This window comes from Cohaesibacter marisflavi (assembly GCF_900115225.1).
GTDB classification, from domain to species: domain Bacteria; phylum Pseudomonadota; class Alphaproteobacteria; order Rhizobiales; family Cohaesibacteraceae; genus Cohaesibacter; species Cohaesibacter marisflavi.
This window is the reverse complement of record NZ_FOVR01000003.1, coordinates 171,799-192,368: the sequence shown is the minus strand read 5'-3', so window position 1 is coordinate 192,368 and position 20,570 is coordinate 171,799. Positions and strand designations below refer to the sequence as shown.

Sequence of the window (20,570 nt, the reverse complement as noted above, 5' to 3'; positions counted from 1 at the left end):
CCTTGTGTTTCTGTTTTGGAGCGATTACCTTGCGCGATAACCAATTCAGGAATACATCATGACCGATATCATGCCTCTCGACAGGCAACTCTGCTTCTCGCTCTATTCGGCCTCTCTGGCCATGACCCAGCTTTACAAGCCTTTGCTGGAGCCACTTGGGCTGACCTATCCGCAATATCTGATCATGTTGATCCTGTGGGAACATGACGGCGTGAGCCTGAAGGATATCGGCACAAAGCTTGGCCAGAAGTCGGGCGCCTTGACCCCTGTACTCAAGCGCCTTGAACAGGATGGACTGGTCGAACGCGTCCGCGATGAAAAGGATGAGCGTGCCCTCAACATCCGCCTGACGGAGAAGGGCAAGGAGCTGCGCACAGAGGCTGCCAAGGTTGGCCCCTGTGTGGCCGAAGCCTGCGGTATGCCGATTCCGGAGCTTGTGGAGCTGAAAGCAAAGCTGGAAGTCTTGCGCAAGAATCTGCTGAAAGCCCAAAACTAGCTCGTCCCCCAATCTTTAGAAAAAGCCCGATACCGTCTGGCTTAGACCTATGTGCTACTTGAAAATAATTATCGCAATAACTAAATTGAGTGCATCTGACCGATGAATTGCGACACAAACCATAGGAGAGGAAACAGCTATGAAAGTTCTTTACAGCACAAGCGCAACAGCCACCGGAGGCCGTGAAGGCTCCGCCAAATCTGAAGATGGCCTGCTCAACGTCACCCTTGTCACACCAAAAGAGCTTGGCGGCGCTGGTGGCAACGGCACCAACCCTGAGCAGATGTTTGCAGCGGGTTATGCAGCCTGTTTTCTCAGCGCCGTAAAGCTGATTGCCTCACAGGAGAAGGTGACACTGACAGATCCGACCATTACTGCCGAGGTCGGTATCGGTAACAACGACAACGGCGAAGGATTCTCGCTGAAAGTGGATCTGGTTGCAGATCTCAAGGGTGTTGACGCGGAAACGGCCACCAAGCTGGTAGAGAAGGCCCATCAGGTCTGCCCATATTCCAACGCTACCCGTAACAATATCGAAGTAAGCGTTGCGGCCAAATAGCAAGCTCAGCCTGCCTGAAATGCAAAAAGACCAATAATATTGACCAGACAAGAGGTGCGCCACACAAGGCGCACCTTTTCTTGTAATGCAGGCTGTTTACTTTCCCTCTAAGTAGTACCATCTATTCTATTGAGGGCAGCAATTGAAATCATCACGCCAAAGAAGCGAGGCCCAACAACAAGGGGAAGCCAACAATGCCGACGTCGGAGCAGTTCTGGGACAAGATGGCCAGCGATTACGCCGCCAAGCCCATCAAGAATATGGATGCCTATTCAAAGACGCTTGAGCGCACGCGCCTTTACCTCCATTCCGATGACACTGTTCTGGAACTGGGCTGTGGATCTGGCTCGACCGCCTTGCTCCTGTCCAGACATGTCGGCCATATCTGGGCCAGCGATCTGTCGTCCCGTCTGGTGGAAATCGGCAGGGAAAAGGCCAAAGAGCAAAAGGTGGAGAATGTCGAGTTCGTGCATGCGGACATGTATGACGAAGCACTGGCCGCCAATGCCCCCTATGACTGCATCTGGGCCTTCAATTTCATGCATCTGTTGGAAGATATACCCGCTGGCATTAAGCATATGAACCAGCTGTTGAAGCCCGGAGGTGTGCTTATCTCCAAAACAGGGTGCCTTGCCGGGCGGTATAGCCTGCTGCGTATTCCGATCACGATCATGCAATGGCTGGGCAAGGCTCCCCATGTGAGCTATATTTCAGCTGCACGCCTTGAAGCTGTAATGGTGGATCAGGGCTTCGAGATTCTGGAGTCTTGTACCTTCCCAAAGGCTGCGGAAACGCGCTTCGTTGTAGCGCGTAAACTATAGAATTTATTGGCAATTTTCGAAATGTTGAAAATTACAAATTTGTAACGAACGGCATTTTGTCGCGCCTTGCCCTCTCATCGCCAAAATGTGATTGGATAGGGTATCTCTGTAACAGGACTGCCGGGGCATTCTCGCTATGATGCTGGCAAATGTCCCCAACGACCAAAACGCAACCCTTAAGGAAATAAATCATGGCTTTGAACCGTAGAAAATTTCTGATAACCGGCGCAAAAGCAACCGCAGGCTTCGTTGCCCTGGCAGGACTTCCCCTTGCAATGGCCGCACCCGCAGCCGCTGAAACCTACCCTCTTGAGGAAATGCTCAAGAAAACCGGCGATCTGGAAGACATTGCTGTAGGGCAGGAAGATGCACCCATTACTATTATTGAATATTTTTCAATGACCTGTAGCCATTGCGCTCATTTCCATGGCACGACCTACAAATATCTCAAGGAAAAATATATCGACACCGGCAAGATGCGCTTCATTCTGCGTGAATTCCCGCTTGATCCGCTGGCAACCGCAGGCGCCATGCTGGCCCGCCGGACGCCCGGTGGCAAGGCAACGGCCATGATCGATCTTTTGCTCAGCCAGCAGCGCAACTGGGCCTTCACCGATGATCCTGTAGGCAACCTTCAGCGTTTTGCCAAATTGGCCGGTTTTTCACAGGAAAGCTTCGAGAAAGCCGTTTCTGACGATAAATTGCTGGACGACATCGAAGCAGTACGTGAACGTGGACAGAAAGAATTCGGAATCAATTCAACGCCAACCTTCTTTGTGAATGGTGAAAAGCATATCGGAGCCCTGTCGAGTGACGAATTCGACAAGATTTTGGAGCCATTGCTGTAATTTGATATCCGTTGGCGGGGAATCCCCCGCCGACCCTTTCAGGGCGCCTGCCTTTTCCCCTTCCATGCCGAGCATGCTGGGGCAAGGGCAGCGCCCTTTTGCGTTGAATAGTCTGCTACTCCCCCTCGCCGTCCTTCAGGGGGCTAGGCGATGAAATTCACCAAGCTGCGCCTATTGGGCTTCAAATCCTTCGTGGAGCCGATGGATTTTATTATCGAGACGGGGCTCACCGGTGTTGTCGGGCCCAATGGTTGCGGCAAGTCCAATCTGGTGGAATCCCTGCGCTGGGTCATGGGCGAGAACAGCTACAAGAATATGCGCGCCTCCGGCATGGATGACGTCATCTTTGCTGGCTCCACCAACCGGCCGGCACGCAACACCGCCGAGGTGACCGTTCATCTCGACAACAGCGATCGCACCGCACCTGCCGGTTTCAACGATAGCGACGAGCTGGAAATTTCCCGCCGCATCGAGCGCGAGAGTGGCTCCAATTATCGCATCAATGGCAAGGATGCGCGCGCGCGCGATATCCAGCTGCTGTTTGCCGATGCCTCCACAGGCTCCCGCTCGCCGTCGATGGTGGGGCAGGGGCGCATTGGCGAGATCATCAGCCAGAAGCCGACACAGCGCCGTGGCCTCTTGGAAGAAGCCGCAGGCATCTCCGGGCTGCATAGTCGCCGTCATGAGGCGGAATTGCGTCTGAAGGCCGCTGAGGCCAATCTTGAGCGCCTTGAAGACATCATGGCGCAAATATCGACCCAGCTTGAGGGACTCAAGCGTCAGGCCCGTCAAGCCAGCCGTTATCGCAATCTTTCCTCCGACATCCGCGCAACAGAAGCAACGCTCTATCATCTGCGCTGGCAGGAAATATTGGCCGAAGAGGAAAAAGCAAAGGAAGCCCTGCGTCTGGCCGACCTGAAGGTCGCCGAGGCGACCACGGCTCAGTCTGCAGCCGCTCGCGAAGAAGCCGTGGTCAATCATGCCCTACCAGCTTTGCGCGATGAATCCGCAGCCAAAGCCGCCTCTTTGCAGCGCCTGACATTGGCGGCCCGCGAACTCGACAACGAGGAAAAGCGTGTTGAAGAAAAACTCGCCGATCTCGCCCGTCGCATCGAGCAGCTCAAGGCCGATAAACTGCGCGAAAAGCAAATGCTTGACGAGAATGCGGATCTGCTCAAGACCCTTGATGACGAGCGGGCAGAGCTGACCGCCGAGGATGAGGGCGCAGCCAAGACACAAGAAGCAGCAGATGAAGCGCTCAAAAAGGCCGAAGAGGATCTGGCCAAGGCGGAGAGTGTTGCCAGCGACTGGACCTCCCGTCTGGCCGAAGCTGAAGGTTCTGCGCGGCAATTGCAGCAGGCAACGGAAGCCGCAAGAGGGCGTCTGGCGCGCCTGTCCAGCCAGAAGGCCCAGAGTGAGCGCGATCTGGATCGCGTCAACGAACAATTGGACAAGGATACCGGGCTGGATGACTTGCGCGAGCAGGTGGAAAGCGCTTCCGAGGTTTTGGCGATCCTCGAAGAGGAGACGGAAGCTGCCACCAGCGCCGTGGCTGACGCACGCGAGGCTGAAACCACGGCCCGTCGTGCGCGTGCTGAAGCAGAAAGCGCCTTTAATCGGCTCGACACCGAAGCCCGTACGCTGGCCAAGATCGTCGAGGGCGGGCAGGACAAACGCTATCCGCCAGTGCTTGATAGTCTCAAGGTGGATGCCGGTTACGAGGTGGCGCTCGCCTCCGCGCTCGGCGAAGATCTTGATGCACCGCTTGATGCAGCCGCACCGCGTCATTGGGGTGAGATGGGGGGCGATGCTGAAGACCCGGCCATGCCGCATGATCTGCCTTGCCTGAGCGCTTATGTGTCCAGCCCCGAGCGCCTGACCCGCCGCCTTGACCAAATCGGGATTGTTGATGCCAGCCTTGGCGCGAACTTGCAGAAAGACCTGAAGCCGGGCCAACGACTGGTCAGCCGCGAAGGCGATTTGTGGCGTTGGGATGGTCTGGTGATCCGCGCCGGAGCGCCCACACCAGCGGCCCAGCGCCTTGAACAGCGCAATCGCCTTGAAGAATTGGAAGGCCGTCTGGACGAAGCTGAGGAACGCCTCAACGATGCACGTAATGCCTTTGAGGAACAGCGCACCATCGCCTCGGATATGGCGCGGGAAGAACAGACCAAGCGCAATCGCTGGCGAGATGCCCAGAAACGCCTTTCGTCCCTGCGTGACAACCTGGCCAAAGCCGAGCGCGACGCTAACCAGATATTGGCGCGCAAGGCGACGCTGGAAGCCACCATCGGCCGGTTGACTGAGGAAGAGGGCGAGGCAAGGAGCGCCTTCGAAGATGCCGAGAAGCAGCAGAAGGATTTGCCTGCCATCGATCATCTCCAGCGTGAGCGGGACAATGCACGGCTGATCCAGAGTGAAAAACGCAGCTTGCTGACTGAGGCGCGGGCCAAGGCTGATAGTCTGGTGCGTGATGCCATCATGCGAGCCAAGCGGCTGGCCGCAATCGAGCGCGAGCGCTCAAGTTGGGTGTCCCGCGCAGAAAATGCCGATGCTCAGATCGCCACACTCGATGCCCGTTTGACCGAGACCGAGAAGGAGAGGGAGCAGCTCACAGACACTCCGGACGAGATCGCCATCAGGCGCCGCACCCTCTTGTCTGAAATCGCCAAAGCCGAGGAGGCGCAGAAGGAAGCGGGAGACAAGCTCGCCGAGGCAGAGCGCACCGCTCTGGAAGCTGGTGTGGCTGCCAAGAGCGCCATGGAAGCACTCAGCTCGACTCGCGAAGAACGCAGCCGTGCTGATGAACGCATCAATGGCATCAAGGCCCGCAAGGACGAACTGACCCGCCAGATAGACGATGCCATGGATTGTGCCCCCGCCGCCACCTTTGGCTTGTCTGGCCTCAAGAAAGACGCGCCGCTCCCCGCCATGGCATCGGTGGAAGGGCGGCTGGAGCGCCTAAAGAATGAACGTGAGCGGCTCGGTGGCGTCAACTTGCGCGCCGACGAAGAGGCGGGGGAGATTTCCGAACAGCTCGTCACCATGGAAACCGAGCGGGACGATCTGATTGAAGCCATCAAGAAGCTGCGCACGGGCATCTTCAACCTCAACAAGGAAGCCCGCGCCCGTCTGCTTTCTTCCTTTGACGTGGTCAACAGTCATTTCAAATCCCTGTTCGCCAAACTGTTCGGCGGCGGTGAGGCAGAACTGACCTTAACCGATGCCGATGACCCGCTTCAGGCTGGCCTTGATATCATCGCCCGTCCACCGGGTAAGAAACCCCAGACCATGACGCTGCTTTCAGGCGGAGAACAGGCGCTGACGGCCATGGCGCTGATCTTTGCGGTTTTTCTGACCAACCCGGCGCCGATCTGCGTGCTCGATGAGGTTGACGCTCCGCTAGATGACGCCAATGTGGAGCGCTTCTGCGCCCTGCTGGAAGAAATGCGGACGCTTACGGAAACCCGCTTTGTCACCATCACGCATAACCCGATCACCATGTCCCGGATGGATCGACTGTTCGGCGTGACCATGGCCGAGCGTGGCGTCTCGCAGCTTGTTTCTGTCAATCTGGAAGCGGCGGAAGAGTTGATCGCAGAAGATGAAAACCGCGCGGCCATAGCTACCGTGCCGCCGGGCTACCCGCAGCCGTAAACGTGACTTGCACTAGCCATGTTGAGGGGGCGGCGATAGAACGCGCGCCCCTTTCATTCAGCATTAAAATCTGCGCTAGTCGTCTTCTTGTGGCAGATTGTCGGTGATGTCGTAATAATCACCTTTGTGCGCAGCGAAAATATGCTTGGTCAGGCGCCGGCCATGGACATCATCGATGCAGCCCACAGAGACAGCAATTTCATCTCGCCATTCAGGATGCCGATCCGCATGCCAGAAGAGCGACGAGCCGCATTTGGAGCAGAAGCCACGGCGCGCAAATTCGGACGACTGATACCAAGCCAGAGCCTCCTGCCCCTTTTTGATCACCAGATTGCTGAACTGTATCGTGATGCTGGGCCAGGCATGGCCGCCCCATTGGCGACATTGCTTGCAGTGACACATCACCATGGGATTGGCATGACCGGGAAACTCGAATTCAACGGCACCACAAAGGCACCTACCTGTCAGCATTTCATCCATGATATGTCTCCTGCTTTTCTGCATGCTATTCTTGCGCCGCGACTATAGCGCCATTGGGCTGCAAGGGTCCAACATATCGTGCAAATTCATCCATAAGGGAAATTGATGCACCGCTCAGGCCACAGCGCATATCGCACGCGTGCCCGAGCGGCAGGCATGCCAGCTAAACTGTAACAATCACTCCAAAGGCATCGCCATAGTCAGCCCCCAGAGCTGACCCCGTCTGAAAATCGATCACGGCCGGAGCATCAAAACCGCACTGTTGCAGCTCGTCTTTGAGGCTATGGGGCGAGAAATACTGCATCCAGTTATAGATCTCGAATGTCTCGTCAGGGCATGCGATCAGATAATGATCAAGCCCAGTCGTCGTCTCGGGCCAGAGCCAGCTTTTCTTGAGGCCAACATAGGGAGAGGGTGCCCAGAAGCCCCCCATGAGGTCTGCTTCCAAAACCGTGCTCTGTTCAAGCTTCTGGAACATGTGGTCAGAGAAGACATCAAAGATGATGGCCCCGCCGGGATTAAGCTGTGCTCGCATGCGGGCCAGCAGCGTGCGGCGTTGACTGGGGGAGAGCGCACAATAGTCAGCATAGATCAACAGGACCAGATCCTGCTCTTGCGGCAGGGGATCTTCCAGATAATTGGCTAGACGGTAGCTTGGTGCACCAGTCGGCGCGGCTGACGGGGCATGGCCGCGTGCATAGGCAAGCGATGATGTGGAAATGTCCACGCCGGTGACTTGCGCCCCTTTTTGGGCCAGCCGATTGGCATAAAGCCCCGGACCGCAGCCAAGATCGCAGACCCGCTTGCCATCAACGGCAAAGCGTTCGGCAATCCAGTCGACAATCGAGACGATGCTCTCTTGCTTGCGGGAGGCCAGATCATTGCTGCCATCGATGTGAAAGGCGAGCATGCTGGCCGCTATATGGGGGCGGGTCCAGAGGTCTGGAGCGGTATATTGGCAAAAGGGGGCCGGACGTTCGGCCATAGTGCAAAGAAGGTCATACATGACAGGGTATCCATACTAGGCGCCAAGCTGTTGGCGCGCAAAAGCAGGTAGAATTGGGATACAAAAACCCATCCGGCCATATGGCGGGACTTTTGGGTGGAAGGCCGCGCTCTTGTTAAAGGCGCAGACATGTCATGCTGAATAAAAGAAAGCGCTTTATGGATAACTCTTTCACAGGGCGCAAGCAAGGCACAAGGAATGCGAATGTACACTTTTCAGCGCAAGGATTTGTGCCTAGTCTTTAGGAAACCGATTGTTATAGGGAAGGTGCGCCGATGACCGACCAAATTTCCGCTGATCATCTCAAATTGACGCTGTATATCGCCAACAAGAATTACTCATCCTGGTCTTTGCGTCCCTGGATTGCCATGAAGACCAAGAATATCGTCTTCACCGAGCATCTGCTGCAATTTGATGAGGCCACCGGCCACGCCCATTTCATCGAATATTCACCGACCAAGAAAGTGCCGGCTCTGAAAATCGAAGAAGAGGGCAAGGAGCCTGTGATCATTTGCGAAAGCCTGGCTATTCTCGAGGTGATTGCAGATCTATTCCCCGAAGCAGGACTTTGGCCCGTCGATGTCATGGAGCGCGCCAGGGCACGGGCCTTTGCCGCAGAAATGCATGGCGGATTTTTCGGGCTAAGAGGCTCATGCCCGATGAATATCAGGCGAGAGATCAAACGGCTCGATCTGGATCCTTACAGCGCCGCCGCCGTGGTCAAGAATGTAGAACGGATCGAACAGATCTGGCGTGAATGCCTTGATGCCTCTGGCGGTCCCTTCCTGTTCGGTTCCTTTGGCGCGGTGGATGCCATGTTTGCCCCGGTGATCAATCGTTTTGAAAAATATGAACTCACCGACAGCGAGGTGTTCCATGCCTATCGCTTCGCCATCAAAACCCTGCCTGCCTGGAAGGAATGGGAAGAAGAGGCCCTGAATGAGCCTTGGGTCGTTGAAGAAGACGAAGCCTGATGCTCTGACCTTTGGTATGCCGGAGTGCGAAAGGCGGTCAAACACGCCTACACAGGGATTGGCCCGTATCGGGCTAGTCGAACAGACGGTCGACCTCGTCCTGCGCGGTCGGGTGATCGATGGCCAGCATCCAGTCGGTTGCATTGGCTGTATCGTTGATCAATGCACTGACGCGATCAATGAGAGGCCGCACTTCAGTGGAAGCCATGAAGGCGACACTATCGAGAAACTCGTTTGAGAGATCGCCATTCAGATCCACGATGCGTTCGATCAGCCCTTCAATCTTGACATCGATCTCATGCACCAGCGACTCGAGTTGGTCACGGACTGCCGGCGGCACTGAATCGTAAAGGGAAATGGCGAGTTGTTTTTCTTTGAAGGTTGATTGCTGGAAATAGTCCGCATAGCCCATGGGGCGCCAGGCAACGATATCCTCGGCGCATTCGGGCATGGCTGACAGCATCTCGATCAGCATCAGCACTTCATTGAAATGGTTGAGATAGTCAGTAGCAAGCAATGTCGATGGATTGATGTTGGCGTCCAGCAACAAATTCGCATCAGGAAGGGTAGACATTTCTGACATCGGGTGACTCTCAACGCAACTTCATTGGCATTCAGGCGACGCGACCAGTCTGCGAAAACAGCTTTATGGGCAACTGGGGAGTGATATCTTCATGCCAATTACCGCAAGTGTCACGGCAGTGTGCAAGACATTCAATCCCCGCTCAATGTTGCCGCATACATGCAGTAAGCGGTTCTCAAAGACGGTCCAACTTAACCATAAGGTGCTATAGTTTCCAAATACTTGACGTGGCCTGAGGTCGGTGAAAAAGATGAAACAGGATAAAGATTTAGCAAACCCTTTAGAAGAAATCGAATTGGACAATCATGACTGGTAGACTGCATCTTGTGGCAGAAGAGATTGAATTGATTAAATTTTTCGGTGTAGCGGAGCTTTTGCCCGGTTTGCACAAAATGCCGCCTAGACATAACGTCGCACCGAGCACTCCGGTTCTGACAATCACCCATGAATATGGCAAACGCACCGCTCGGCTGATGAAATGGACTTTTGTGCCCGATTGGGTAAAAGATCCGCGTGATTTCACGCAAATCAGCACCGCTCGCATGGAAACTGTCGAGAAGAAGCCTTCCTTCAAAAACGCAATTCGATACCGCAGATGTCTTGTGCCTGTGACCGGCTTTTATGAATGGCAACGGCAAAAGGAGAGCGGCGAGGGGATACCGCATTTCTTCCGGCGTGACAATGAGGGCCTGTTTGCGCTTGCTGGTATCTGGGAAACATGGATGGGTCCCAATGGCGAGGAGTTTGATGGGCTCGCGTTGTTGACTGCGCCAGCAAAGCAGCCTTTTCGCACGATTTCCGAGAGGTTGCCCCTCATCATTCCACCTGATGACCATGATACGTGGTTGAACACCCGTTCCGGTCGTTTTAATGAAGCGCGCCCGTTACTTAGGAGTGCTCCACCAGATGATCTGATGGCTTACCCTGTTTCCAATCGCGTCAATAATCCAAACATTGATGATGCATCCTTGGTGGAACCGTTAAAGACCCCTCAGGGAAACGCCGAGCAGGTGATCTCGGCACGCGATAGCATCAAAGTGAGCAAAGCAAAGGCTTCCAAGGCGGAGGAGGGGCAGAAAAATCCAAAAGGACAGCCTGAAGAAGATGCGCAGTTGGATCTATTTTGACAGATAGAAGCCGGGACTGGCATTGATAACAAGACGGGCTCGGCCCGTTTCTCGACTGCGCTATCATTGGGAGCTACGATGAAGGCAGGCTGTTTCCAACAGCCAAATCATCCGTTACTCCTCAAATGACAAAGGGCCCGAAAGAAATCTCTCTCGGGCCCAGAATTCGAGGACTTCAAGTCTAAGCTAAGCTTAGATTAGAAAGAACGTTTCAGGTACAGTTTGCCTGCTACGTCGTCCCAGTCAGTTGCAGCTGCTGCGTCGAAGTCAGTTTTTTCGTAACCTACACGAGCGCCAATTTCGAGATTAGCAACTGGGGTGTAGGTGATCTGAGCGGAAGTACCCCAGGTTTTGTAAGCTGCTTCGTCGAAATCAACGTAACCAGCGTCAACACCGAATACCAGGTTGTCAGCGAAGGCGTATTCGAAGCCACCGTTAACAGCCCATTTGCTCCAGGTGTTGCCCAGGCCGTCGTTGGTGTAGCCATCTTCATAGCCACCAGCGATACCGAAGGTCAGGCCTTCCATCAGGTTGAAGGAAGCTTCACCACCGATGATGTAGCCAACGTCAGCAGAGAAAGCGCCGTTCCAGTAACGAGACTGGTATACAGCACCAGCTACGTTTGCAGAACCCCAGCCCTGCTTAACAGCCAAGCGAGCAGCGAGGGAAGGAGCGGTCATGCCAGCGAGGCCAGCAATGCCGGTGCCGTTGTATTCTTCCAGAGCGATGGTAGCGGATACGCCGTTACCCAGGGAAGCAACATAACCAATGGTCTGCAGGTCACCGTGACCGATGCCGAAGTCATCATAGTACAGGCCAGCGTTGAAGTCGACGATGGAGTCGGTCAGACCAGCATACAGGCCGCCGAGCTGCAGGTAAGCTTTATCGAATGCAGCGTTTGCACCAGAAGTTGCGCCAGCACCTACGTTGTCATCATATTCGATGTGAGCAGCAAGAGTACCGAATTCGGTTTCTTCTTTAGCATCGAAAGCGATGGTGGTTTCGGTGTAGTAGCTAACTTCGTCTACAGTGTTGCGCTGTACGCCACGGTAGTCAACGAAGCCGTTCTGGATGCCGAATTCAACTTTACCAGAGATCTTCAGGCAGGTATCGGTACCTGGGATGAAGAAGTAACCAGCGCCGTATGCATCGCATACTTTAACGTAATCTACTGGTTCTGCTACTGGCAGGTCTGCTGCCTGTGCTGCACCGCCAGCTACCAAAGCAGCTGCGGAGCCAAGGATGAGGCTCTTGATGTTCATGTTTCTGACCTTCATTGTCATAACAAAAAAATATTTTTGCAGTGACCAGTCCAGTCAGAACTGTAGTTCACTGCTTGCGACAAGATTGACAATACTCGTTTCTCCGGCGGGTTCAATCGACTCTCGTCTTCGCTGAGATCACTTTGCGAGGACTGTTGCACAAAAAACACAAAATACGCTCTATGCCCCGGATTTCTGCCAATTCGTTACTGAATTCTTAACGGGATTTATGTGTATTCTCGTGCTTTTTGAGCGTTTGTAGTGGGCAATGAAATGGCAAATAGGAATTTTATCCGGGTGGTTCGATCCGGAATCTGGCGTCAGGGGACTCAAAATCCACGCGTTCGGAGCACAAAATGCATCAAGCAGGGACTAAGAAAACCGGATTCGAAGCTGTTTAGCTGGTCAATAGGGAATCGATTCTGTCAAATAGACGCGAGTTGCATTGATGAAGTGGATGATTCCGCCCATTTGTAACCCTAATAAAAACGGCCGCTCCTGCTGGTGCAGAGGCGGCCGTTTTATAATTAAGAGTGAGCGATGAAGACAGGTTCGTTACGAGTCCGAATCTGAATCTTTCTTGCCGAATGGCCAGATACGCGAGAAGAAGCGTTTCTTTTTGCCTGAATTTTCCTGCTGCTTGAGCTGTTCCATCTGCGATGCCACCTCTGGGGTTACATCGGTAAAGCGCTCTGGCGGCTGGGTCAGATAGGTTCGTTTGCCTTTTTCTCCATGCTTCTGGGCTCGGATCAGGGCAAGACGCTCCTTGACCTGCCTATCATATTCTTTCAACTCAGCAGGACTGACTGGTCCTTTGCTATAATCAGGTTCTTTGATCTGTCGAGCAAAGTTGGCAGAGGCGGTGTTGTTCTTGATAATGGAATCACGCTGTTCCGGCGGTAGACGACGAATGGCTTCCAGCAATTGCGCGCGTTCTTCGTCGCTCATATTTTCCATGCGCTCATTATAGATCTCGCGCAGTTTGTCAGGGTCCTGCGGCCAGTCAGCTTGCGCATAGGCGGGCAGGCGTTTTCCATCGTCAGGCGTTGGCAGAGGCGCGCCTTCTGGGGGCAAAACAAGCCCAGCGCGCGCGGAATAGTCGATTGTCTGGCGCTTCTTGTCGTTGGGCAGAGCGCCCAGCAAACCTGTGACATCGTCCAGCAACTCCCGCTCGTGGGTTTCGCCGGTGCCATAGGTTGAAGAGGAAATCCCTGAACATGCTGAAAGCCCCATGCTGAGGGTCCCCAGCATGACCATGGCAATCAGGCCTGAAGGCTGAGCCGCACGGCTTTTGAAAGTTTCGGCACCGGAAAGGAAAATGTCCTTGCACCTGCTGACTGTCATGACGATCTCGCCTTTTGATATTCGGGCATTCTCATGAATGCTCTTACGCAAACCACCTCGGGCACATCGTTAAAAATGTGCCAATTAGATTTAGACATACTTCCTAATGGGGCCGTAGATCAAGAGAAGCTTGTCTTTGGGCAAAGACAAATGCCCCGGATTGCTGGAAATATTGCTGCTTTTGCCACTAATCATTCATTTGCGGCATCTTTGCGGCTGGAATCGGGCGCTTTTTTCAGCTTTCCTGCTTTCCGCCCGCCAAACAGACTCTCCAGAACCAGAAGAGCCGCCCCGACAACGATCCAGACGTCAGCCAGATTGAAAATATACCAGCTGAAGCTTCCTACGTGAAAATGAAACAGGTCTACCACGGCGCCATGAAGAATGCGGTCAAGGCCATTGCCAAGAGCGCCGCCCATGATAAGGCCGAGGGCAAGGGTCGTCAGCTTGTCATGACTTTTCCAGATCCAGATGCCCAGCGCAATGGCAGCGATGCCCGCAAGACCAATAAGCATATAGCGGCCAAGATCATCATCCTGCTGAAACAGGCCGTAGGAGATGCCTCGGTTCCAGACAAGCACCAAATCAAAAAATGGCGTGATTCTGACTGGCCCTTCGAAACGCATGACCGCATCGATCTGGAAGCCGAAAAGCATCCAGAGCTTGAACGCCTGATCAACGACAAAGCCAATCAAGGCAACGAGATATCCCAAAGACCGTGCAGACAAGCCTGTTCTCCAAACCATGTTGGACCCACATCCAGCCCGCTTTCGGGCCTGTAAAGAAAAGCCGGGGTCCGGACAGCGCCAGACCCCGGCTTCACTATAGCTCTAAATGCGGCCGTTAGGCGGCATCAATTTCGCGGATGGCTGCTGCATCGCGAAGCGACAGGTCTGGATAAGCCGGATCCGTGCCAACTTCGGGCAGGATCTTCCAGCTGCGCTGACATTTCTTGCCTTCTGCCAGAGCCGGAACAACACCTACACCAGCCACCTCTTCAATGGTGAAGGCCCCTTCAGGCGCTTCGCCCTTGATCAACTCGGCCTGCGACGTGATGGAGATTTCGGCCAGATCGATGCCGTCCATCGCTTTGAGAATGGCCTCATCTGAGACATAGACCTTCGGAGCTGCTTCCAATGAAGACCCGATGCGCTTTTCCCGGCGCTCGACTTCAAGTGCCCCGGTGACAACGCGGCGCAGCGCTTTCACTTTATCCCACTTGGCAGCCAACTCATCATCTTTCCAGTCGCCCGGAACGTCCGGGAACTGACGGAAGTGTACCGAATCATCTGCATTCGGATAGCGGCTCTGCCATGTTTCTTCCATGGTGAATGGAAGGATCGGGGCAAGCCAAGCTGTCAAATGAATGAACAGCTCATGGATGACATAGAGCGCTGCTTTGCGGCGCATGGAGCTTGGTGCATCACAATAAAGAGCATCCTTGCGCACATCGAAATAGAAGGCTGAAAGCTCGATACCCATGAAATAGTTGAGTTCATGCATGATGCGCTTGAAGTCGAAATTGTCATAGGCGTCCCTGACCATGTGATCCAGCTCATGGATCCGGTGCAGCATCAGCCGCTCCAGTTCAGGCATATCGGAAGGAGCAATCTCGGTGCCATCGAAATGGGCCAGAGAGCCCAGCATCCAACGGATGGTGTTGCGCATCTTGCGATAGGCATCGGCGATGGTCTTGAGGATTTCCGGCCCGATGCGCTGATCGTCCGAATAGTCGGCACTGGCCACCCACATACGCAGGATATCAGCACCATATTGCTTGATGATATCCTGTGGCGCGATGGTGTTGCCGATGGATTTGGACATCTTTCGGCCCTGTTCATCCATGGTGAAGCCATGGGTGAGAACCGCATCATAAGGCGCACGACCGCGTGTGCCGCAGCTTTCCAGCAGCGAGGAATGGAACCAGCCGCGATGCTGGTCGGAGCCTTCCAGATACAGATCGGCAGGCCATTTCATGTCGCCACGCTGTTCCAGACAGAAAGCATGGGTTGAGCCAGAGTCAAACCAAACGTCCAGAATGTCAGTCACCTGCGTCCATTCTTCAGCGTCATAGTCTGCCCCGAGGAAGCGCTCTTTGGCGTCATCGGCGAACCATGCATCTGCGCCTTCCTTCATGAAAGCATCAAAGATACGGCTGTTGACAGAGCTATCCTGCAGAACAACCGTCGGATCATCCTTCTTGATGAAGATGGTGATCGGCACACCCCATGCGCGCTGACGGGAGATAACCCAGTCCGGGCGGGTTTCGATCATCGAGCGCAGACGGGTCTGGCCGGATTTCGGAACAAAGCGGGTGGCATCAATCGCATTAAGGGCACGCTTGCGCAGAGTATCGCCTTCGCCATCGATGTTGCGATCCATGGCAATGAACCATTGCGGCGTGTTGCGGAAGATGAGCGGCGCCTTGGAGCGCCAGCTGTGCGGGTAGCTATGCTTGATCTTGCCGCGTGCGAGCAGGGAGCCCACTTCAACCAGTTTGTCGATGACGGCTCCGTTGGTGGTGCCTTCGCCGCCTTTGCGGTTGAGAATATAGTTGCCTTGGAACAATGGCACATGCGGGAAGTAAGCACCGTCTTCCATCACGGTATGCGGGATTTCCGGCGTGCCGCATTCTTCAAAGCGTTCGCGGTTGGCAACAAAGACCTCATAGTCATCGGCGCCATGGCCTGGAGCCGTATGGACAAAGCCGGTACCGGCTTCTTCGGTCACATGGTCACCCGGCAGCATCGGAACGTCGAAATCATAATAGCCGTCGGCGCCTTCTTCTTCGGCGAACGGATGGGCGCATTCGGAAATCTGGGATGGATCGACATCGAACTTGCGTTCGTAGCCATCCACACGGGCGGCCTTGAAGACTTCGGCTGCCAGCGTATCAGCCATGATCAGCTTGTCGCCAACCTTGCCCCAGTTATCATCGGCCGCTTCGGTGATCTCATAAAGGCCGTAGCTGATGGATGGGTTAAAGCAGATTGCGCGGTTGCCCGGGATAGTCCATGGCGTGGTGGTCCAGATCACCACATCCGCATCCAGCAGATCATCCATCTTGTCCGGATCGACAGTGCCGTGCAGACCCGTGATTGGGAAGCGCACCCAGATGGTGAAGGAGGTGTGGTCGTGATATTCCACTTCGGCCTCTGCCAGAGCGGTTTTCTCGACGATGGACCACATGACCGGCTTGGAGCCCTGGAAGAGCTGGCCAGACATGGCGAATTTCATCAATTCGTTGGCGATGCGGGCTTCTGCATCGAAGGTCATGGTGCGATATGGGGTCTCGAAATCACCCACCACGCCAAGACGCTTGAATTCGTCAGACTGAACGCCGATCCAGTGCTGTGCGAATTCGCGGCATTCCTGACGGAATTCCTTGACTGGCACGGCATCCTTGTTCTTGCCCTTCTTGCGATATTTTTCCTCGATCTTCCACTCAATCGGCAGACCGTGGCAATCCCAGCCGGGAACATAGTTGGAATCATAGCCGCGCATCTGGAACGAGCGGGTGATGAGGTCCTTGAGGATCTTGTTGAGCGCATGACCAATATGCAGGTTGCCGTTGGCATAGGGAGGGCCGTCATGCAGCACATATTTCTCGCGGCCAGCAGAGCGTTCACGCAGGGCTTTGTAGAGATTCATGTCCTCCCAGCGTTTCAGGATCTTTGGCTCATTCTTGGGCAGCCCCGCACGCATGGGAAAGTCGGTCTTGGGCAAATAAAGCGTTTCGGAATAATCGCGTTCTTCAGTCATTATCTATCACTTCCGTGAAGCTCGGCCATCGTGACAGGCTCTTTGAGAGCAAAAGCCGCGGGGAGGAATATGCCTTGGGCATATGGTTTGCGGCTTGGTCCGGATCGGTCAAGCTATTGAATTCGTGGGAAAAGGCATCAGGCAGCAGAAAGGCAGCCCGGCCTCGTGGTCGTCCCGGTCCCTCGTGGGCGCGTCAGTTGCGCCAGTCACACGAAGGCCGGGCCAGTAATTCGACTGGCTATCGGCCCAATACAGCCTCGGGCGGGTGGTGCGAAATACCGTAACGTGGCAAATCTCATATCTGGTTTCATGCGCAGGGCATGTCTCATAAGCATCTCGGTTGCCTTTTTCTCGCGCGCGACATTAATTCAAGCCCGAGCCAAGTACAAGCCCCCCCAGAGCGTTACTTTCCTGAAAAATTCAGCTTCGGGCGCGCGGCTCTCCCTCGTCGGCCCTTTGCACCCTTGCGCAATCATAACGCGGCATAGAGATGCTCGACAAATCCCCCCGGTCCCCCTTCGTGAAAGCCATGCGACCCTGTGGCCATGCTTCCTGCTGGCAATGCTCTCCAAGCCCGCAGGGTGATGCATCAACAACAAGGAAGGACCATCCATGTTCGATATTTCTCCGCACTCTGCCTACACAATCCGCAACCATATGCTCTGTGCCAATGAGGCGCCGGTGCCCTTTGAGCGCTCGCCCAATCAGTCTGGTGATTTCTCGCCGCGCGGCATCATTCTGCATGACACGGCCGGTCGGCTTGAAAAGGGCAATGCGGTCAACTGGTTTCTCAAACCCGAGGCCAAGGCATCTGCCCATCTCACCATCGAGCGGGATGGCTCGGTGACCCAGCAGGTGGCCTTCAATCGTCGTGCATGGCATGCAGGCAAGAGCTGCTATCGCGGCGAAGAAGGCGTTAACGCCTTTGCCTTCGGCATCGAGATGGTCAATCTGGGCAGATGCAACAAGCTGCGTGATGGTTCCATTCAGCCTTGGTTCAAGGGCGATTATCGTGATGGAACCGATGGCCTTCACTTTGCCTTTGCTGCCAGTCGCGCCCATGGCAAAGGCTGGTGGCTGGATTATTCCGCCGCCCAGATTAGAACGGTGACGGCGATCGCCCAGAGCCTCATTGAAAAATATCAGCTCTCCTTCATAGCGGGCCATTGGGAGATTGCGCCCGGGCGCAAGATCGATCCAAACCCGCTCTTTCCACTTGAGCCCTTGCGCAATGCGCTGCTCGGAGCCAAGGGCGAGCAGGGTGGCCCAATGGTGATTGCCGACGCCAATCTGCGACGCTGGCCTTCCTATGCGGACAATGTCATTCGCGTGCTTGAGAAAGGAACGCCTCTGACCATCATCCGCTCGGGCCATTACAAGCCGCTGGGCCATGCCGAACTGTGGCATCTAGTAGACGCTGGCGATCAGCAAGGCTGGGTTAACGGCACTCTGATCGATCTGGATTAGAGCGCCTGATCGCAATAAAATGACCACAAACAAAAAAGAGGCTCCGGATTGAGCCTCTTTTATAATGTCATGTTGGGAAACCTTAGCCCAAACCGCGCGCGGTTGGACTAGTCCCAAATCCGGCTTTCTACTTCCGAGAGCGGTTCGGCATAGCGCAGAATGGCTCGCGCCTGAACGCTGTCTGCATCCATCTGGTTGATCAGAGCCTCAAGACCATCGAATTTCATTTCCTCGCGCAAATAGGAATAGAGCACGACCCGCACGTCTTCATCATAAAGATTGTCGTCGAAGTCAAAGACATGCACCTCGAACACGCGGGGGCCATTGTCAAACATCGGGCGACGGCCAAAGCTGGCGACACCATCATGCTGAGAGCCATCGGAGCGAACAAACTTGACCGCATACACCCCTTCGCGCAGGCGGCTGTTGTCCGGCAGGGTCATGTTGGCCGTCGGATAGCCAAGCTTGCGGCCATTCTTGGCACCGTGGACCACCACGCCAGAAAAGAAATGGCGATAGCCCAGCAACCGGTTGGCCGGAGCGACCGCGCCGTCTTCCAGTGCCTGCCGGATGCGGGTCGAGGATACGGCATCGCCAGAACGATCGGTTTTCATATCGACGATGGTAACGCCGATGCCCAACGCTTCGCCTTTTTCCTGCAGAAAGTCTGGCGTGCCCGTGCGATCCTTGCCGAAATGGAAGTCATAGCCTGCAATGGCCTTCTTGGCATCAAGCTTGTCGATCAGCATGTCGGTGATGAACAGGTCCGGAGACTGGCTGGCAAAGGCCGCATCAAAGGTCAGAGACACCATGCCATCGAGCCCGAGCGCCCGCGCGATCATCGCTTTTTCCTCGTGGGGGGTGAGGCGAAAGACCGGATAGTTGGGCCGGAACAGGGTGCGCGGGTGAGGTTCAAAGGTCAGCATCACGGCCTTGAGGCCAGAGGCGCGCGCTTCCTTGACGGCATCTTCCAACACGGCCTGATGCCCGCGATGCATGCCATCGAAATTGCCAATCGCAACAACGCCGCCTCTGAGCGAATCCGGCAAAGGCTGCTCAGGATATCGGATGTCAACAAAGGACGCGGCTGGGGTCATCATTTTAAGGCAACTCCTTGTAACCGGCGAAAAGACCGGCAGGGTTGAAAATAGTCGAGCATAGCCAGATGGATATGCGTAAAAGGTTTGGCGGGAGGGTGCCCAACCTCGTGGATGAGGTCAAGAACTCTCGTTAATATAGAGCCCGGACAATCCACATCAAGAGAGTTTCGTGCTTCATGGCATGACCTTCTCTTGTCAGGGCTTCATGACGGAAATGATCTTTACGTCATCGATAGACCGGCTTTGGCAAGGTTTGGCGAGTCACAGCCTGTCCGCCTTGCGTGGCTTGTGGTTGCTGTGCCGCTATGGCTTGGCCTGATGCTGTCATTGCACCATGCGCTGCAGAGCCTACGCTGTTCAGCAGAATGGTCGGGTGTGATGTGGGGGTGTAATAGGCAAATCCACTGGCTTTGACATTGTCTCCGGACACCAGCTGCGCCGAATAACGGCAGGAGCCGCGAGACGCACATTTGGTTCGGTCATTCTTGGTGACGGATAGGTCAAAATCAACATGTTTGACACCCGGGGTCGGGATCACTCTGGTTTCCTTGAGTATGCCTGCGCCATCTTGCAGCCCCACCAGCACAACATCGCCATTTGTTGCTGCAAAATCCCACTGCACTTCGCCGGAGACCCCTTCGCTGGACGGCAGCATATCGCCGATCTCATCCATCCCCATTGTTACAGAGCGGCAACCGGCAAGTGCGGTCAGCAGAAACAGGGCGGGCAGGGATGCGGTCTTGAAGTCAATCATGACAACCTCTCAAGGTACGCGTGGAAGGGCAGGCGGATACTCAATCCGAAAGACAAGAGCCAAACCGCAAAGAGAGACACTGTAAAAATGTGCCCGAAAAATCGGTCTGAAATGACCCCGTCGTTGGAAATGCAAAAACAATGCGTGCGTGCCCCGTTTTATAACGGGACCGGAGCTGTGACCAGTTCTTTTTCGTCAGTCCGGATCAAAAGCCGCTGCGGGCGTTGCCAGACCCTAAAATGTGGGTGAGTGTCCCTAAAAGGAGTGAGGAGCCAAAATGGGACCGTTATCTGGATGCCAAAACCAACGCAGTATGATCTGGCTTTGGCA

At 54.8% G+C, this 20,570-nt stretch carries 17 protein-coding genes; 8 read left to right on the top strand and 9 right to left on the bottom strand.

Annotated elements, in window-relative coordinates:
• Positions 1-58 precede the first annotated feature (58 nt).
• The 5 genes from BM258_RS07590 to BM258_RS07570 all read left to right on the top strand — a co-directional run bounded on the left by BM258_RS07590 (position 59) and on the right by BM258_RS07570 (position 6,381).
• The gene (locus BM258_RS07590) at positions 59-496 is read left to right on the top strand and encodes a MarR family winged helix-turn-helix transcriptional regulator (protein ID WP_090070772.1); all 438 of its coding nucleotides are present in this window, start codon (positions 59-61) and stop codon (positions 494-496) included.
• A gap of 139 nt (positions 497-635) precedes the next feature.
• On the top strand, positions 636-1,055 hold the full coding sequence (locus BM258_RS07585; RefSeq protein ID WP_090070771.1) for an organic hydroperoxide resistance protein: 420 nt from the start codon (positions 636-638) through the stop codon (positions 1,053-1,055).
• Between the two features lie 194 nt (positions 1,056-1,249).
• Positions 1,250-1,876: a class I SAM-dependent methyltransferase gene (locus tag BM258_RS07580; RefSeq protein WP_090070769.1), complete on the top strand. Its 627-nt coding sequence runs from the start codon at positions 1,250-1,252 to the stop codon at positions 1,874-1,876.
• Positions 1,877-2,067: 191 nt separating this feature from the next.
• Positions 2,068-2,724: a DsbA family protein gene (locus tag BM258_RS07575; RefSeq protein WP_090070766.1), complete on the top strand. Its 657-nt coding sequence runs from the start codon at positions 2,068-2,070 to the stop codon at positions 2,722-2,724.
• A 150-nt stretch (positions 2,725-2,874) separates the two neighbouring features.
• Positions 2,875-6,381, top strand: coding sequence for a chromosome segregation SMC family protein (locus BM258_RS07570; RefSeq protein ID WP_090070764.1), 3,507 nt, complete (start codon positions 2,875-2,877; stop codon positions 6,379-6,381).
• A gap of 75 nt (positions 6,382-6,456) precedes the next feature.
• Here BM258_RS07570 and BM258_RS07565 read toward each other — a convergent pair whose 3' ends face one another.
• Together BM258_RS07565 and BM258_RS07560 are read right to left on the bottom strand one after the other, a co-directional pair.
• Positions 6,457-6,861: a GFA family protein gene (locus tag BM258_RS07565; RefSeq protein WP_244544630.1), complete on the bottom strand. Its 405-nt coding sequence runs from the start codon at positions 6,859-6,861 to the stop codon at positions 6,457-6,459.
• A 163-nt stretch (positions 6,862-7,024) separates the two neighbouring features.
• Positions 7,025-7,867, bottom strand: a complete 843-nt coding sequence (locus tag BM258_RS07560) for a class I SAM-dependent methyltransferase (RefSeq protein ID WP_090070762.1) — start codon at positions 7,865-7,867, stop codon at positions 7,025-7,027.
• A 275-nt stretch (positions 7,868-8,142) separates the two neighbouring features.
• Here BM258_RS07560 and BM258_RS07555 point away from each other — a divergent pair, with 275 nt between their 5' ends.
• Positions 8,143-8,841 carry a glutathione S-transferase gene (locus BM258_RS07555; RefSeq protein WP_090070760.1) on the top strand — a complete coding sequence of 233 codons (699 nt, stop codon included), beginning with the start codon at positions 8,143-8,145 and terminating at the stop codon, positions 8,839-8,841.
• Positions 8,842-8,914: 73 nt separating this feature from the next.
• On the opposite strand, the gene BM258_RS07550 is transcribed toward BM258_RS07555, so the two are convergent.
• Entirely contained in the window at positions 8,915-9,424 is a 510-nt protein-coding gene (locus tag BM258_RS07550; RefSeq protein ID WP_090070758.1) for a hypothetical protein, read from the bottom strand.
• Between the two features lie 305 nt (positions 9,425-9,729).
• Here BM258_RS07550 and BM258_RS07545 point away from each other — a divergent pair, with 305 nt between their 5' ends.
• A complete protein-coding gene (locus BM258_RS07545) occupies positions 9,730-10,551 on the top strand; it encodes an SOS response-associated peptidase (RefSeq protein WP_090070756.1) in 822 nt (273 codons plus the stop codon).
• Between the two features lie 197 nt (positions 10,552-10,748).
• Here BM258_RS07545 and BM258_RS07540 read toward each other — a convergent pair whose 3' ends face one another.
• The 4 genes from BM258_RS07540 to ileS all read right to left on the bottom strand — a co-directional run bounded on the left by BM258_RS07540 (position 10,749) and on the right by ileS (position 16,919).
• Positions 10,749-11,813 carry a porin gene (locus BM258_RS07540; protein WP_175527976.1) on the bottom strand — a complete coding sequence of 355 codons (1,065 nt, stop codon included), beginning with the start codon at positions 11,811-11,813 and terminating at the stop codon, positions 10,749-10,751.
• 555 nt (positions 11,814-12,368) lie between these two features.
• Positions 12,369-13,157 carry a hypothetical protein gene (locus BM258_RS07535; protein WP_090070752.1) on the bottom strand — a complete coding sequence of 263 codons (789 nt, stop codon included), beginning with the start codon at positions 13,155-13,157 and terminating at the stop codon, positions 12,369-12,371.
• Between the two features lie 191 nt (positions 13,158-13,348).
• Positions 13,349-13,885 (bottom strand): signal peptidase II, encoded by a 537-nt coding sequence (gene lspA / locus BM258_RS07530; RefSeq protein ID WP_244544629.1) that lies wholly within the window; start codon positions 13,883-13,885, stop codon positions 13,349-13,351.
• 115 nt (positions 13,886-14,000) lie between these two features.
• Positions 14,001-16,919, bottom strand: a complete 2,919-nt coding sequence (ileS, locus tag BM258_RS07525; protein ID WP_090070748.1) for an isoleucine--tRNA ligase — start codon at positions 16,917-16,919, stop codon at positions 14,001-14,003.
• 612 nt (positions 16,920-17,531) lie between these two features.
• Here ileS and BM258_RS07520 point away from each other — a divergent pair.
• Entirely contained in the window at positions 17,532-18,386 is an 855-nt protein-coding gene (locus tag BM258_RS07520) for an N-acetylmuramoyl-L-alanine amidase (protein ID WP_090070746.1), read from the top strand.
• Positions 18,387-18,493: 107 nt separating this feature from the next.
• Here BM258_RS07520 and BM258_RS07515 read toward each other — a convergent pair whose 3' ends face one another.
• Positions 18,494-19,486, bottom strand: coding sequence for a bifunctional riboflavin kinase/FAD synthetase (locus BM258_RS07515; RefSeq protein ID WP_090070744.1), 993 nt, complete (start codon positions 19,484-19,486; stop codon positions 18,494-18,496).
• Between the two features lie 226 nt (positions 19,487-19,712).
• Entirely contained in the window at positions 19,713-20,240 is a 528-nt protein-coding gene (locus tag BM258_RS07510; RefSeq protein WP_090070741.1) for a hypothetical protein, read from the bottom strand.
• Positions 20,241-20,570 lie beyond the last annotated feature (330 nt).